The following is a 14,962-nucleotide window of genomic DNA, read 5'->3' on the forward strand; positions in this document are numbered from 1 at the left end:
TCCCTACATTTACAAAAAGTGAAAATATGAAGGGATTAAAAATCTACAGCATTATTTAGATGATTGCAATAATCGTATTATCAGTTTCACTTTACAGCACAAACAAAGAATTTAGCAAAATGAAAAAGAGTACAAAGAGACAGAAGAAGTTTTAAAAACAATGTTCTGCTCGTTACTATAGAGAAATTAGTAAATAAAACAAAATCCTAGCTGTTAGTTAGGATTTTTCATTGTTATACTTTTCAAAATCAAATTTAAAATCCAGTAAATCTTTAGGTTTAACTTTTAAAGCACTTGACAATTTTATAAGTGTTTTCATAGTTAGATTAATTTTACCCAGCTCATATTTATTTATGTCACTTGAATCAATTCCTGTCAAAAATTCAATATCATCTAGCGTTTGCTTGTTTTTATCTCTAATCTCAGAAATTTTCTTTCCAATTTCAATCAGAAAATCTTCAGTAATATTCATTTTTAATGATTTGAAGCTAAAATCCTGACTTTTTCAAAATTTCTTTTGGGGATATATCCCCAAATTGAAAAATATTTAATATATTTGTAACATACGTTACATATAATGTAACTTTGCGATACTTCAAAGAAATATAGAAGCTATTGCTTAGAATCTCAACTTGAAAACTGGTAATTTACGAAACGAGAGGATAAGTATTAAGCTCACGACCTAGGCGTGGGCTCTCTTATCTGTTTCAAGGTATACCAGTACCCCAAGTTAGATAATGTAGAGTTCCACGCCGTCTTTTTTCAATGCTGTTCGCTTTATCTCTACATAAAAAGTCTAAGCCCGCTTCCTAAACATAGTATCAGACTACACGATACAATAGGAGGGTACAACCTATTGCGGCTTTAAAAAGCTTACACGGGAACACAGATTTCATTCATACTAAATTCTTTCCGGTGCCCTAAGGTCACTGCTTACAGAACCTCACCAGTCCTTTTTCAAACCAAAGGGCATCAGGAAAGTCTTTATCTAAAAAATGAATCAAAAAAAACTACTCAACTTAAAAATCAGAAGAAAGAAAAAAGCTCCTTCCCATAGCGTTTGCAGACCAACGGGAAAGAGCGTAGTTCAGTAATTAATCTTTAAAAATTAAAAACCTTTACAAATCTATGAAAAATTCCTATTACCATATAGGAGGCATTTTCTTTGGGCTCATGTTTACCGCTGTAAGCATCAACATAAAAGCTCAAACACGCACCATTTCCGGTACTGTTACATCATCTGGCAAACCTTTACATGGAGTTGTAATCTCCCAAGAGGGCAGTGATCAGGTAACCATGACTGGCAACAACGGAACCTATACATTACAGGTTTCAGCAGAAAATTCCATCCTATTGTTCAGACATCCTGATTATGCTGAAGAAAAATTCAGACTCACTAATCAGAACGTCGTTAATATCAGCTTAGAACAAAAAGTAAAGGGAATCGAAGAAGTTATTCTCAACGCTGGCTACTACAAGGTTAAAGACAAAGAAAGAACCGGTAGTATCGCCAAAGTTTCAGCAAAAGATATAGAAAATCAACCTGTTTTGAATGTGCTCTCTGCGGCTCAGGGAAGGGTAGCGGGAGTGAATATTGTACAGAACTCGGGAATGCCGGGAGGAGGCTATGATATTCAGATAAGAGGAAAGAACAGTCTGAGGGCTTTGGGGAATAATCCATTGTATGTAGTAGATGGGGTTCCGGTAGGAGGAGAAATGGCTTCCCAGTTTTCAGGAGCGGTACTGCCCGCCAGCAGTATCAATCCGCTGAATAGTATTAATCCTGCGGATATTGAGAGTATTGAGATTCTGAAAGATGCGGATGCGACCTCGATCTATGGATCTAGGGGAGCGAATGGAGTCGTGCTGGTCACTACCAAGAAAGGGAAGAATGGGAAAGTTGGTGCAGGTGCAGGAGGAGCAGGGAATCTGGGACTAAATGCAGGGACTTCCTATGCGGTGAGTTCTGTGATCAGTAATCTAACGATGATGAAGACTGAGGATTATCTAAGGATGCGGAGGCAGGCCTATCAGAATGATGGAATTTCTGCCTATCCGGCTAATGCCTATGATGTCAATGGAGTGTGGGATCAGGGGAGGTATACCGATTGGAGGAAAGAACTCCTCGGAAATACCGCAGATGCTTTTACCGCGAATTTTTCCTTAAACGGAGGCAATGACAGAACAAGTTTTCTGGTAGGCTATGGGCACAATGAGCAGTCTACCGTGTTTTCAAAAGGGTTCAAGTATAAGGCGGATAATCTGGCTGCCAATATCAGCCACAGTTCTGAAGACAAACGTTTTCAGCTCAGTGTTTCCAGCAGGTTTTCCCTTCAGAAAAATAACGTACTGAGTGAGGATATTACCAGACAGGCTTACCTGATGGTTCCCTATGCTCCTGCTTTATATCTGCCGGATGGGAGCCTCAATTGGGAGAACAATTCCTTTAACAATCCGGCAGGGCTCTATAACAGCTCCTATTCCTATGAGAACAAGCAGTTTTTAACCAATATAAATGTACAGTATGAACTGCTGAAATATTGGTTTCTGAAGTTCAGTGGAGGGCTTAATTACCAGTCTTTTGATGAAAGGTCATTAAAGCCCAATACCATGTATAATCCTGCTTCCTATCAGGGGCAGTCCAGTGCAAGCTCGCAGTCATATAGAAGTAATCAGGACCGTTTTTCCTTTATTTTGGAACCTCAACTCAGTTGGCAGATGAAGAAGGGCAGACATGCCTTGGATGTGCTGGTAGGGACGACCTTTCAGCGGGATACAGGCAATCAGGGTTCTATGATCGGGATTGGATTTGAGAGCAATGCTTTTATAGAAAATATAGGAGCGGCAAGGACCAGGATTATTACCGATCAGATTAAAACGGAGTACCGATATGCCGCCTTCTTTGGAAGGGTGAATTACCAATATGCCGGAAGGTATATCCTGAATGTGACGGGAAGAAGGGATGGAAGCAGCCGCTTTGGTCCCAGCAATAAGTTTGCGAATTTCGGGGCCGTGGGAGCGGCATGGATATTCTCTCAGGAAGGATTTTTGAAAAATAAGAAATGGCTGAGCTTTGGGAAACTTCGTAGCAGCTACGGAACTACCGGAAGTGATAATATTGGAGACTATGGGTATCTGGATACCTATGATCTCTCGGAATACCTGTATAACAATACCGCAGGCCTCAATCCTTCAAGGCTGTATAATCCGGATTACAGCTGGGAAAAGACCACCAAGTTGGAAGCGGCTTTGGAGCTGGGATTTCTGAAAAACAGGATTAACCTGATCACAGCGTGGTACAGGAACCGTTCTTCGAGCCAGTTGGTGGGATATCAGCTTCCTTCCATAACTGGGTTTCCAAGTGTACTGGCGAATCTGGATGCCGTCGTGGAGAACTCGGGATGGGAGCTGGAACTCTCCGGGAGACCTTTTTCAGGTGGAGCTTTTCAGTGGGAATCAAACGTTAATATAAGTTTTCCAAAGAACAAGCTGGTTGCTTTTCCGGGTCTTGCAGGGTCTACCTATGCCAATACCTATGTCATAGGACAGCCTATTACTTCAGTAAAAGTATACCAGTATGAAGGAATTGATCCGGCTACGGGATTATACCGGTTCAAAGACTTTAATGGCGATGGCAAGATCACAGCGCCTGATGACAGGCAGGCTGTGGAGAATATAGGTGTACGTTATTTTGGAGGCTGGAACAATACCCTTCGCTATAAGAACTGGAACCTGTCGTTTCTTTTTCAGTTTGTGAAACAGAGAAACTGGAATTATAACAATATCATGCCGATACCGGGAACCATGAATAACCAGCCTCAGGAGGTACTGGATGTATGGTCTGCTGAGAATCCCGGGGGAAGCTATATGCCGTATTCTTCAGGCAGTAATGGGATCAGGAATCAGCTCCATGTGTTTTTTATGAACAGTACGGCAACGGTGTCCGATGCTTCTTTTATCCGCCTTAAGAACCTGGAGCTGGGCTATCAGGTTCCGGTAAAGGGCACATTTAAAAGTGTGAAAGTTTATTTTCAGGGACAGAACCTGCTGACCTTTACCAGATACTTCGGGCCTGATCCTGAGTTCAGGAACATTGGCTTCCTGCCGCCTTTAAAAACTTATTCCATGGGAGTGCTGATCACCCTGTAAATCTAAATGCTAAAAAAAAATAATAATGAAAAATTCTAAAATTAATATAAATCAATATCGTAAGGCGATGGTGTTCTGGAGGAATACGGGAATGATTCTGCTGTTTTGTATCCTTGCTTTCTCCTGTGAAAAGATGCTGGAAGTGGAAACGCCTTCCAATCAGATCGGAAAAGATAAGGTCTTTGCGGATGTTCAGACCGCTAATGCAGCGCTGGCTGGGTTATATGCAGGCTTAAGGGATAACTCACCGTTGTCAGGGGAGTCACTGGGACCTTTTCTGGGTGTCTATACCGATGATCTGGACTCCTATGCCTTAACCGATACCAATGGCGTACTGGCGCTGTATCATAACCAGCAGACCGATACCAATTCTACCGTGTATTCGGTATGGTCAACCGCTTACCAACATATCTATGCTGCCAATGCCATCATAGAAGGAATCAGAGCATCAGCTTTGCCGGGTAATGAAAAGAACAGGATAGAAGGGGAAGCTCTTCTGGTACGTAGCATGCTTTTGTTTTATCTTCAGCAGGTCTTTGGACCCGTTCCTTATCCGGTAACAACGGATTATAAGGTTAATCAGTCTTTGTCAAGGATAGAATCCGGGGAGGTGCTGTCAAGGCTGGAAACGGATCTTTCTTACTGTGCGGGGTTGCTCCCGGATCAGTACCGGGACGCGGAAAGGGTATATCCCAACCGGAAAACAGCAGAGCTGATGCTGGCCAAAGTGTATATGGTAAGGCAGAAGTGGGCAGAGGCAGAGCATGTGCTTAAGACCATTTTGGGGAGTCCGCTGTACAGTTTTCAGAATGACTTGTCAAAGGTGTTTCAGAAGGATTCAAAGCATATTATATGGCAGTTAAAGCCCGCGAATCCCGGTGATCCTGTGAAAGAAGCGATGGTATACTACTTTTCAGGAGCGGCGCCTACAGGATACGCGTTATCTGAAAGCCTCGTGAATTCATTTGAAGCGGGAGACCTTAGAAAACAGCAGTGGATGGCTGCGGTAACCGTGGGAGGGAATATGTGGTACAGAGCGGATAAGTATAAAAATATCACCATCAATGATACGGAAGATTCTATCGTCTTCCGTCTGGAAGAAGTCTATTTACTGCTGGTTGAAGCGCTGGCTCAGCAGAATAAGACTGGGGAAGCATTGCAGTATATCAATCCGGTGAGACAGCGGGCAGGCCTGAGTGCTTTAACATCAGTTTCAAAAGAGCTTTTACTGGGTGAAATCCTCTTGGAAAACAGAAGGGAGTTCTTTACCGAAATGGGACACCGCTTTCTGGACTTAAAACGCAATAACAGGCTCGCTGATCTGCAGGCGGTAAAGCCCAACTGGAAAACTTTTCATAGTGTATGGCCCATTCCGCAGAAAGATATTCTCCTTAATCCTAACCTTAAACCGCAGAATAATGGCTATTAACATCAATAAACTGATTATTCTCTTACTTATTCTGTTGGGAATGGTCTGTTATGGACAGGTCTTTAGGGATTCATTGGAAGATGAAAGTTCCCAGTATTACAACATTGCCGTTAATAAAGTGTCGGATGACAGCAAATGGATCGTAGCCACAAAAGTGTACAGGAATAATTATGATACCGCAGTGGTACTGGCTGCAGGAAGATCAGGAGTAAAATCACTGGTTGGAACGCTGACCAACAAATACCAGTACTCTTTTGTAAAAGGCAATCAGCTGCTGGCATTGGGGCAGGGAAAAGCCCTGTTATGGAATCTTGCTACAGGAATGCAGAAAGAAGTGAAAACAGGCCGGGAGGGCAGTGATTCAGGAAGTATTATACAGTGCGGGATCATGGAGAAAGGACAGAAATATTTTGTGCAGACCAGTGACAGTATTCTCCATATCTACAATGCAAAATCTGAACTGCTGGAAAGAGTAGAGCGGGTGCAGTATTTCAGATTGAGTGGTTCAGTATCTGCATTGTATATTGTGAAAAAAGAAGGCCGGGAAAACCAGCTCGTCAGGTATTCCGGTGATAAAGTGGAAAGAGTATATTCTACATCCGGTATGATACGGAGCATTGAGGAAACACCTTCAGGAAAATTGATGATTCTTAAGGAAGAAGTGTCAAGTGGCGGTAATGCTGGTACAGAAAGTAAGTCTCAGAAAATTGTTTTTGTGGATACAGCGAACTTAGAGCTGCTGTATCCGGATATCGGAGAAATAAAGCAGGAGGAATACCTGCGGTTTACGGAAATACAGAAAGGAAAAGCGGTTATGATTACGGGAATGACGCATATTGCGGCAGAAAAAGGAACGGTGGATATCTGGTATGGAAATGACGGGAATCTCGAGGCGAAGCAGGAAGGTTCCTTTGTAAAAAGATACTGGATATGGCAGAAAGATGAAGGCAAGGTGATCAAGGTTCCCTCTGACCGGTTTACAACGGTAGCAAGCCTGAATAACTCGGATTACTTTCTGATGTTTAACAGGGATGAACTTCAGAATTATTCCACCCTGTTTCCTCTGATTCATGGCTGGTTTTATAATATGAAAAAGAATACGTATGAAGATCTGGGCATCATGCAGGCGGAGGTTTCAGTATCAGATCGCGGAAATCATTTTGTGTATAAAAATAAGGAAGGAATATGGATATTGTTGGATACAGAAACGTTAAATAGGGTAGCTCTTGAAAAAAAGGACCTGACAAAAGCGTATTTCAGTAAAGATGGCAAAACGATCTACTTTGAAACCAGCAGTGATCTTTGGAGATATGAAATCAATAATGGAAAGTTTACGGCACTTACTATCGATAAGGAAAATGAAGTAAGGGTGGTCACTAAAGATGAAACGGATTTATATCCTGAAACAGGTTATAATTTCAGAAGAAGCATACTGGATATAAATGCTCCGGTGCTCTTGTCATTAACAAGGAAAGGAACCATAGAGAAGACTTTTTTAAAATGGCATAAGGGTAAGGTAGAAACACTCATGGCTTCTTCAGGCTCTAATATCACGTGGTATAAGACGGATGGAATGTTAAATAAAGCCATATATGTAGAAGAAAGCCTTCATAAGCCGCCGGGGATTGTTTATAAAGAGATCGGACACCCAAAAGGGGATGTTATCTTTCAGAGTAATCCACAGGATAAAACATCTGCTTTGATTAGTATGGAGATTATTAGTTTTAAAAATAAAGAGGAGATATCTTTAAAAGGGCTTCTGTATTATCCGATTGGATATACAGAAGGGAAAAAATATCCGATGGTGGTACATATCTATGAGGTGCAAAGCAGAAATCCTAACCAGTATTTGTCACCACTCAATAATTTTCCGGTAGGGTTTTCTATAAAGAAGCTTCTGGAAGAAGGATATTTTGTGTATCTGCCGGATATTGTAAACGGAGTATCCGGGGTAGGACTCTCAGCACTCGACTGTGTGGAAAGTTCTCTGGATGCTTTAGAGAATCATCCGGGCGTTGATCTTAGGAATGTAGGATTGATAGGTCATTCTTTTGGAGGCTACCGGACGAACTTTATAGCAGGACATTCCCACCGTTTTAAGACCTATATTTCCGGAGCAGGAGCCAGTGATCTGACCAGAATGTATTTTTCCTATAATGAAACATCATCGACTCCTTTTTACTGGCAGTTTGAAGAGGGACAGTATAATATGGATGCTTCTTTTGCAGAAAATAAGAAGCTGTATATGGATAATAATCCGATTGATAATGTACATCTAGTGAGTGCCCCGATGCTTTTATGGACCGGGATGGAGGATAAAAGGATTGTATGGGATCAGACGATTGAATTGTATATAGGATTGAAAAGAAATAAAAAGGATGTCGTGGCATTGCTTTATCCGGGAGAAGGACATGTTTTTACAACTGGTTCCTTGGCAGAGAAAGATTTGGAAATTAGGATACGGGATTGGTGGGATTATTTTCTGAAAGGGAAGAGGGGGATTCCATGGATAGAGAAACAAATGAAAAAAGATATACAGTTTTAAGAATTACTAAGTGGTAAATAAAACTAAAAGCTTCAGAAATATTCTGAAGCTTTTAGCATGATAAGTGCTGTTACGTGATTATATAATTCTAATGCAGATACTGTAAAACATCTTTTTTTTCTAAAGTGAATGTTTTATGAGATTCATTCTCTATGGTAATAGACTGATTTTGGTCAAGGAGTTCCTTTATTTTACAAAAGGTGTCGCCTGAGGCCTTTGTTACATCAGAGTTGTTGATTTTAATAATTTTATCCGTTAGTTTTATCTCTGATAATTGAGGAACTTCAAGTTTGTTAACAATAACAATGCTGTTGTCAACAGGAGCTAATGCGATTCCGAAACTTTGATATTGCGGTTTTTTCCCTTCATTGGCAAGAAGAATTTTTTTGCTGATAAAATCAAGGTCTACCAAGTAGTTTTCAATAAATTTTGTACCAATGAGATTAGGAGAATCTGAACTGCTGTCAATAATTTGAGGACCAAGTTGGGTATTATTAAGCTCGACTTCCATTAGATCAACCTGTCTTTGCCCTTTTACAATACTATTTAAGGATTGTGATAAGAGTCCTTCAAAAGTTATAAAGTCTTTATCTTTTATTTTATCATACACCTTTTGATTTACTGTAAAGCCCATTCCTGAGCCGGTATCAAAAATGAATTCTATATTTTGATTTCTTATTTTAGCATTAATTTTGGGAACACCCGTGAAGCTTTCTTCGGAAAAAGGGATTGCTGCAACAGTACCAGATTGTTCCTGAGGTTTATCAAAGACTGTAATAGTCTTTGCCTTAAAATCTAGCCGCCAAACCTTATCCTTCATCATATTGGCACCAAAAATCCCGCTGATCTTTTTGCATGCCCGGCCACTCATCCAGTTGATGTCAGCAAATGAAAAATTGATGTTTTTCATTTTCAGATCTGCTATTTGGATATAATCTGTTGAGAAAACCTCCATCTTAGACTTTGCGTTATTTGCATCTACGCCTTCGAAAACAGTTGTACTTTTTTTTTCATTCAGCTGGTTTTTTAGCTCAGCTGAAATGATGGTAAAAGCTCCCGAATCAAAAATAAAGCTATGTCTATTATTTTTAATACTCACATCAACAACAATTTTTCCATCGATAAGCTCAAAAGGTATGGTCGTAGCGTTAAAAAAGAAAGGGGTTAGTGTTAATAGTAATATAAATAAATGTGATTTAATATTTTTCATTTTCTTATTTATCGGGGTGTCAGGCAAATATAATTAAAAAAATAAATAAAGGCTGCCATATGGGGGCAGCCTTATTGTTCATAAGCCTTGGTAAATTACCAGGTCCACTTGATACCTACTGAACCTGTAACAGTCGTAGCACCAGTTTGTGGATTGGTTGTAGTACTTACATTGGTTGAAAGTTCTTTCTTTTTCTTTCCTCTTGCAGCAAAAGCTGAAGGAGGCGTTGTATCCTGCATCTCAACAGGTATTTGTCCTAAGAATCCGATTGCCAGGCTGAATCCTGTTACTCTGATATCGACTAATTCTACTTCTTTTAAATACAACAGTTGTTCATCAGACATTTCAAAGCTTTCTGAAATGAATTCAACCGGATTGCTTGCTACATATTCAGCAATTTTTAAGAGTTAATGTACTCAATTCTTTTTGTTTTGCTTGTACTCCTTCAGGAGTAAATGGGAATTTGTTCATAATGATTGGTTAGGTTAATTGGTTAATACTTAGTAAAGACTGGAAGAGCTCTTATTCTGTTTTCTTACTGAAACAAAGATAGTTTCGCATAGCGACAGAACTCGTCGTGTTAAAAATTAAATGAAAAAAATTAGTTTTTTTTTGATAAAGGCTGTCATGCAGACAGCCTTTATTACAATAACAGTCATAGATTACCAAGACCACTTGATACCTACAGAACCTGTAACAGTAGTAGTACCAGTCTGCGGATTGGTTGTTGTACTTACGTTAGCTGAAAGTTCCTTCTTTTTCTTTCCTCTTGCAGCGAAAGCTGAAGGAGGTGTTGTATCCTGCATTTCAACAGGAATCTGTCCTAAGAATCCAATAGCAAGGCTGAATCCTGTTACTCTGATATCGACCAGTTCAAGTTCTTTTAAATATACCTGCTGCTCGTCAGACATCTCAAAGTTTTCAGAAATGAATTCAACAGGATTGCTTGCTACATATTCAGCAATTTTTAATCTCTCTTCAAGAGTTAATGTACTCAGTTCTTCTTGTTTTGCTTGTACTCCTTCAGGAGTAAATGGGAATTTGTTCATAATGATTTGGTTAGGTTAATTGGTTAATAATTTAAGTAAAGTTTGGAAGAGCTCTTATCCTTTTTCTTACTGATACAAAGATAGTTTCGTGTAGCGACAGAACTCGTCGTGTTAAAAATTAAATGAAGAAAATTTCATCTTTTTTTAAAAAAACTATCAACACGGCAGTACCGTAAAGTGGAAAGTGGAGAAAGGACATAGCGTAGATCATCGGTTGGGATTAGCAGCTATTCACTAAAAAAATTACCATACAATTCAGAAATAAAACCGCTGTTAAATGAAATGTGGCTGAATTATATTGTGATTCAGGCTTCTCAAAGTAATCCTAAATAATAAAAAGGATGCCTGTGGCATCCTCTTTTGTTAATTGATAGGGTTTACGGTAAAATTTCAAACAAATCTCCGAAGCACTGTGAGCCGCTCATTCTTTTTAAGTTGTGAGGGCCTGTGGCATCTGTGTACGTGCAGAGTACTCCTGTGTTAACTGTTTCACAGTTTTTAACGGCTACACAGGTAGGTTCTCCGAAATTGCCTACTCTGTATCCAATAGTAATCACTTTGGATGAACTTTCGATGGTTGATGCTAATGCACCTCCTGTGCCCATAATCACCAGGGCGGCAGGAATAAGAAACTTTTTCATAATAATTGAAGTTTTTGGTTAATGATTGCTTACTCTTTGTTCAGGTTTTCAGCTTCCCCTGCTGTAAAATATTTTACATTAGATGTTCGGTATCGGTAGCGGATCAGTTTTCTGCCGGCTATAGCATAGAGGTACTGATCGGTGACCATAATCTGAGAAACGGGTTTGTTATCAATACGATCTAAATAAAAGCTTCCGGTATATTCCTGTTTGTCCGTCCTATAGATGTCAACGATCGTAGAGCTTTTCCACCGGTCTTTGCTTTCGTGTTTTCCCATGAGATGGGATTGATTAAAAAGGAAAGGACCATTAGCCGCTAAGGCAGCGTTAACCTTTTGAGGGCGGGATTTTAATTTTGTACTGCCATCCGCCAGAGTAACGGGCTCAACCTGCGCCCTTGAAATGGTATCAATGGTTTTGAATTTCTTGAGCCGAAGCTGGTCATTCATTACCAGGAATTGATTTCTGTAGGCATACATGTAGGTGATACGTTGGCTTTTTAAGTCAGTAACCAATTGGCCGTCCGCATCAAATATTCCGTCAATCTGCTTTTCCAGCAACTGGTCATGTAAGGTAAATTTCGGATGACTATTTAGAGAAAGCAATCCTAATTCATATTCTCCAGTCTTACTGCTGCGTATTCTTACTGCGAAGGTTGAAGAATCAATAACGGCAAGCTGATTAAAGTACACTTCGTTATAGCTGATGGTCCGGGCTGCCGGTTCTGTTAGTTTTCCTTTATAAATAACAGGAACACTTCCGTCATAGAGATAATAATCTGAATCTTTTACCCTTAATTGCAGGTTAGTGTAGGTGTGATCTGTCTGATCGGGATAGATATGCATGGTTTGTAATGCGTTAAAAAGATTATCCGTGGATGTCAGAGCCAAAGGGGTTGATTTGTTTCCCAGAAATACATTGAGTGTGTTATTTCCGGCAAAGTAATAATGTTCATTGTCAAGCTTTAATACTTTATCTTCAATCAGCGGATGGATAAGAAAACGACGGGTAAAATTATTTTCCTTTTTTATGGTGTATTCTGAACTGATATAAAGCAGAATGACTACAAAAGAGCTTGTCAGGATAGTCGCGCATAGTATTATATAAGCTTTATATCTGTTTTTTTGCTGGTTATGATAGATACAGATCAACGCAATAACTGCCAGGAGTACACATACAAGATTGAAAAAAAGATGCTCATCCCAGTCCATTTTTTCCAGAATACCCCCGCATGAACACGGAACAGACTCACTATAATGCAGGATCATATAGATATAAGCGGTGAAACTGGTCATTATCCCCAAAGAAAAGAATAAACCTGCAGGTCTTAAACGTGGAATCAGCAGCAGAATAACGATCAGTAATTCAATACTTATTACAGCGTAAGATAGCACTCCGGCATAAGCTGTCAGAATAGGAGACTGGGCAATCTGAACCTGATAATTTTCAAAATCAAGAATCTTGCTTACCGATGCGTACATAAACAGCAGTACAAAAAAGTAAGCAGTTAATGTCGGTAGTTGTTCAACGAGCTTTCTCATGGTATTTTATTAGCATTGGTATAAAAGAATCCATACAACTTTTTGTCCGCAATATTCCGGCATTGTTGATTTCTCAGCAATAATGATTGTTGTGGTGAAAGTCCCCTTGTTTTTCCATAGCCCGCTGACCGGACACTTTTGTCCTGATCTTATTGTCAGGATTGGAATTGATGTATCATTCATTTCAATGGTTATTGGTTTGTAGGTTTCCAATGGTCGCGATCTTTAGGAGGATCGCTTTCCATATATTGTGTGCTGTCTGATTTTGCAGAAAGACTATTAATATTGAGATTATTCTCCTGAGGACCTTCGGCTGATACAGATTGATCCGGATGACAGGCATGCAGGATTATAGTGATGATAATTCCTGATGAAATGTAAATTAAGGTTTTCATAATCTGGGATTTAAAAATTAGTGATCCCGGCCGGTTTTTATTAGAATTCTGAGAACGAATTTAGAACATCGACGGACTGAAAAAAATGATGTTTGGACTTGATTTATAAATTATTGAGGTATGTTTTGTAAATTAAATCAAAATATAATATTGATTTAATGTTTTGGAAATCAATTTGTTGTGTTTTATTTTGATGATTGTTAAATTCCCTTTCTGTTGAAATAATTTTATTCCTGTTTCAATTTGTGTACTTTTGAATAATAATCATTGTATTTCAAAAATTTGTGATGAAAACTTTTTCTGTTTTGAAAAAAGCAATATTTTTTTTTGTATTTATTAGCATTTTAACGGATGGTCAGAAGTTTTCAGACTACAGGGCACGTTATGATAACTTTGATGAAAATGATGCCCGTGCACTGGAATTTGTTAATCCCTATATTAAAGAAGCTGGAAAAACAAATAACTACAAAGAATTATCACAGGCTTACAGGGATGCAGTCTACTTTAGCAAAGACAGAAAACTTGTTTACGCCGATAGTACGATATGGGCTGCATTATTGTCAAAGGATTCTCAAACAATCGGAAATGCCTATCTCACTAAGGGCAGTATATATTATTTCACGTTACGTAAATATCAGAAAGCCTTAGATGAATATCTAAAGGCCTGGAAATATCTAAAAAATTCTGATAATTCTTATCTCTACTACAAAAATCTCTATCATATAGGAGTGGTTAAAAGCTATCTGGGATATTACGAGGAAGCCCTTAATATCTTCTTACAATGCAGCAGATATTATAATAAACCCCATACTTCGGAAACACTTTCCAATCTTCGATATAACAGAAAGAAGGGCTACCTGAACAGCCTTAATCAGATGGGCATTTGTCTTGTCCTGCTTGGCAGGTATCAGGAAGCAGCAGTGCTTACAGAACAGGGTCTGGAGCAATCATCAAATGATAAAGATTTTGATCTGGAAAGGAGTTATTTTTATAAACTTAAAGCAGTGCTGGGTTATCTTAATAATAAGGATAAAGAGGCGTTGTCGGATTTTGATACTGCTATAGGAGCTATTGAAAAGATAAATGACTTTACGAATGCCTCAGTTATTTACTTTTTGAAAGGTAAAATTCTGTTAAGAAATAAAAAAGACGATGAAGGAATAGGTTTCCTTAAAAAAGTGGATTCTGTATTTCAGCAAAATAATTTTGTTTTACCAGCGACCAGAGAAACATATGAGCTGCTTATTGATTATTACAGAAATAAGAAAGATCATAAACAAGAACTTTACTATACTAGACAATTATTAAAATTTGATAAAATATTATCTGCAGATTTTAAGTATCTCTCAACCAGGATTCATAAAGAATATGATACACAAGATCTGATGGAGTCAAAGAAAAAATTGGAAAATACCTCGTACTACGTTTATACCATAGCACTGCTTTCGTTCATCAGTGTTTTAGTGTTTTCTGTAGCAGGTTATTACAGAACAAGGAAAAAAAATAAAAAGGAAAAGGAGTATGTTCAACCAGATGAGGATGATCCTAAGCAGAGCAGTAGTGTCAAGACTTCCAGACTGCCTGAACATTTGGTGGAAGACATTCTAAGTAAGCTGCAGCAAATGGAAGAGAAAAATTTTTATCTTGAAAAGGGACTGACACAAAACCAGCTGGCCAAGAAACTGAAGACCAATACAGCATATTTATCTGCCATTATCAATGAGCATAAAGGCTGCAATTTTAATGCTTATATTAACCGCTTAAGAATTATATATGCAAAAGAAAGGCTTATTAACGATTCTCTATGGCGAAAATATGCGGTCGATGACCTGTCTAAAGAATGTGGTTTTTCCAACAGATCAAAATTTTCTAAATTGTTTCATGAAATGACTTCAATGAGCCCTGTTGAGTTTATCCAGAATATCGAGAATAGCAAAAATAATGATGGTACTGTTTAGGATTGATGAAAAGATGATTTGATTAATTTTTGTACTTTTTAAATA

General features: G+C 38.8%; 12 protein-coding genes. 4 read left to right on the forward strand and 8 right to left on the reverse strand.

What is annotated here, in order from left to right; genetic code table 11:
• Positions 1-217: 217 nt before the first annotated feature.
• Positions 218-472: a helix-turn-helix domain-containing protein gene (locus ACLI50_RS01360; protein ID WP_411412987.1), complete on the reverse strand. Its 255-nt coding sequence runs from the start codon at positions 470-472 to the stop codon at positions 218-220.
• Between the two features lie 656 nt (positions 473-1,128).
• Here ACLI50_RS01360 and ACLI50_RS01365 point away from each other — a divergent pair.
• From ACLI50_RS01365 to ACLI50_RS01375, 3 genes are read left to right on the forward strand one after another with little or no spacing between them, the layout of a single operon-like run.
• The gene (locus tag ACLI50_RS01365; RefSeq protein ID WP_411412988.1) at positions 1,129-4,149 is read left to right on the forward strand and encodes a SusC/RagA family TonB-linked outer membrane protein; all 3,021 of its coding nucleotides are present in this window, start codon (positions 1,129-1,131) and stop codon (positions 4,147-4,149) included.
• Positions 4,150-4,174: 25 nt separating this feature from the next.
• The gene (locus tag ACLI50_RS01370) at positions 4,175-5,578 is read left to right on the forward strand and encodes a RagB/SusD family nutrient uptake outer membrane protein (protein WP_227942430.1); all 1,404 of its coding nucleotides are present in this window, start codon (positions 4,175-4,177) and stop codon (positions 5,576-5,578) included.
• Entirely contained in the window at positions 5,568-8,123 is a 2,556-nt protein-coding gene (locus ACLI50_RS01375) for a S9 family peptidase (protein WP_411412989.1), read from the forward strand. Before ACLI50_RS01370 ends, ACLI50_RS01375 begins: the two co-directional genes overlap by 11 nt.
• Before the next feature lie 88 nt (positions 8,124-8,211).
• Here the strand turns inward: ACLI50_RS01375 and ACLI50_RS01380 are convergent, their stop codons facing one another.
• The 7 genes from ACLI50_RS01380 to ACLI50_RS01410 form a co-directional block, all read right to left on the reverse strand.
• Positions 8,212-9,333, reverse strand: a complete 1,122-nt coding sequence (locus ACLI50_RS01380; RefSeq protein WP_047433487.1) for an aspartyl protease family protein — start codon at positions 9,331-9,333, stop codon at positions 8,212-8,214.
• Positions 9,334-9,428: 95 nt separating this feature from the next.
• On the reverse strand, positions 9,429-9,677 hold the full coding sequence (locus tag ACLI50_RS01385) for a hypothetical protein (RefSeq protein ID WP_411412990.1): 249 nt from the start codon (positions 9,675-9,677) through the stop codon (positions 9,429-9,431).
• 318 nt (positions 9,678-9,995) lie between these two features.
• Positions 9,996-10,382 carry a hypothetical protein gene (locus ACLI50_RS01390; protein ID WP_047433485.1) on the reverse strand — a complete coding sequence of 129 codons (387 nt, stop codon included), beginning with the start codon at positions 10,380-10,382 and terminating at the stop codon, positions 9,996-9,998.
• Between the two features lie 377 nt (positions 10,383-10,759).
• Positions 10,760-11,023 carry a hypothetical protein gene (locus ACLI50_RS01395; RefSeq protein ID WP_047433484.1) on the reverse strand — a complete coding sequence of 88 codons (264 nt, stop codon included), beginning with the start codon at positions 11,021-11,023 and terminating at the stop codon, positions 10,760-10,762.
• Between the two features lie 29 nt (positions 11,024-11,052).
• Positions 11,053-12,564, reverse strand: coding sequence for a MauE/DoxX family redox-associated membrane protein (locus ACLI50_RS01400; RefSeq protein WP_227942428.1), 1,512 nt, complete (start codon positions 12,562-12,564; stop codon positions 11,053-11,055).
• 9 nt (positions 12,565-12,573) lie between these two features.
• Entirely contained in the window at positions 12,574-12,747 is a 174-nt protein-coding gene (locus ACLI50_RS01405; RefSeq protein ID WP_183037380.1) for a hypothetical protein, read from the reverse strand.
• Positions 12,748-12,755: 8 nt separating this feature from the next.
• Positions 12,756-12,959 carry a hypothetical protein gene (locus tag ACLI50_RS01410; RefSeq protein WP_047433482.1) on the reverse strand — a complete coding sequence of 68 codons (204 nt, stop codon included), beginning with the start codon at positions 12,957-12,959 and terminating at the stop codon, positions 12,756-12,758.
• 287 nt (positions 12,960-13,246) lie between these two features.
• On the opposite strand from ACLI50_RS01410, the gene ACLI50_RS01415 reads away from it, so the two are divergent.
• Positions 13,247-14,917, forward strand: a complete 1,671-nt coding sequence (locus tag ACLI50_RS01415; protein WP_411412991.1) for a helix-turn-helix domain-containing protein — start codon at positions 13,247-13,249, stop codon at positions 14,915-14,917.
• The last annotated feature ends 45 nt before the right edge of the window (positions 14,918-14,962 follow it).

It is taken from the genome of Chryseobacterium cupriresistens (genome assembly GCF_046614675.1).
In the GTDB taxonomy this organism is placed as follows: Bacteria; Bacteroidota; Bacteroidia; order Flavobacteriales; family Weeksellaceae; genus Chryseobacterium; species Chryseobacterium cupriresistens.

What these genes read in the sequence shown, in the direction of transcription:
- ACLI50_RS01375 (WP_411412989.1), top strand. Translation starts at nt 5,568, where the DNA reads ATGGCTATTAACATCAATAAACTGATTATTCTCTTACTTATTCTGTTG.
- ACLI50_RS01390 (WP_047433485.1), bottom strand. Translation starts at nt 10,382, where the DNA reads ATGAACAAATTCCCATTTACTCCTGAAGGAGTACAAGCAAAACAAGAA.
- ACLI50_RS01385 (WP_411412990.1), bottom strand. Translation starts at nt 9,677, where the DNA reads ATGTCTGATGAACAACTGTTGTATTTAAAAGAAGTAGAATTAGTCGAT.
- ACLI50_RS01405 (WP_183037380.1), bottom strand. Translation starts at nt 12,747, where the DNA reads ATGAATGATACATCAATTCCAATCCTGACAATAAGATCAGGACAAAAG.
- ACLI50_RS01370 (WP_227942430.1), top strand. Translation starts at nt 4,175, where the DNA reads ATGAAAAATTCTAAAATTAATATAAATCAATATCGTAAGGCGATGGTG.
- ACLI50_RS01395 (WP_047433484.1), bottom strand. Translation starts at nt 11,023, where the DNA reads ATGAAAAAGTTTCTTATTCCTGCCGCCCTGGTGATTATGGGCACAGGA.
- ACLI50_RS01365 (WP_411412988.1), top strand. Translation starts at nt 1,129, where the DNA reads ATGAAAAATTCCTATTACCATATAGGAGGCATTTTCTTTGGGCTCATG.
- ACLI50_RS01415 (WP_411412991.1), top strand. Translation starts at nt 13,247, where the DNA reads ATGAAAACTTTTTCTGTTTTGAAAAAAGCAATATTTTTTTTTGTATTT.
- ACLI50_RS01410 (WP_047433482.1), bottom strand. Translation starts at nt 12,959, where the DNA reads ATGAAAACCTTAATTTACATTTCATCAGGAATTATCATCACTATAATC.
- ACLI50_RS01360 (WP_411412987.1), bottom strand. Translation starts at nt 472, where the DNA reads ATGAATATTACTGAAGATTTTCTGATTGAAATTGGAAAGAAAATTTCT.
- ACLI50_RS01400 (WP_227942428.1), bottom strand. Translation starts at nt 12,564, where the DNA reads ATGAGAAAGCTCGTTGAACAACTACCGACATTAACTGCTTACTTTTTT.
- ACLI50_RS01380 (WP_047433487.1), bottom strand. Translation starts at nt 9,333, where the DNA reads ATGAAAAATATTAAATCACATTTATTTATATTACTATTAACACTAACC.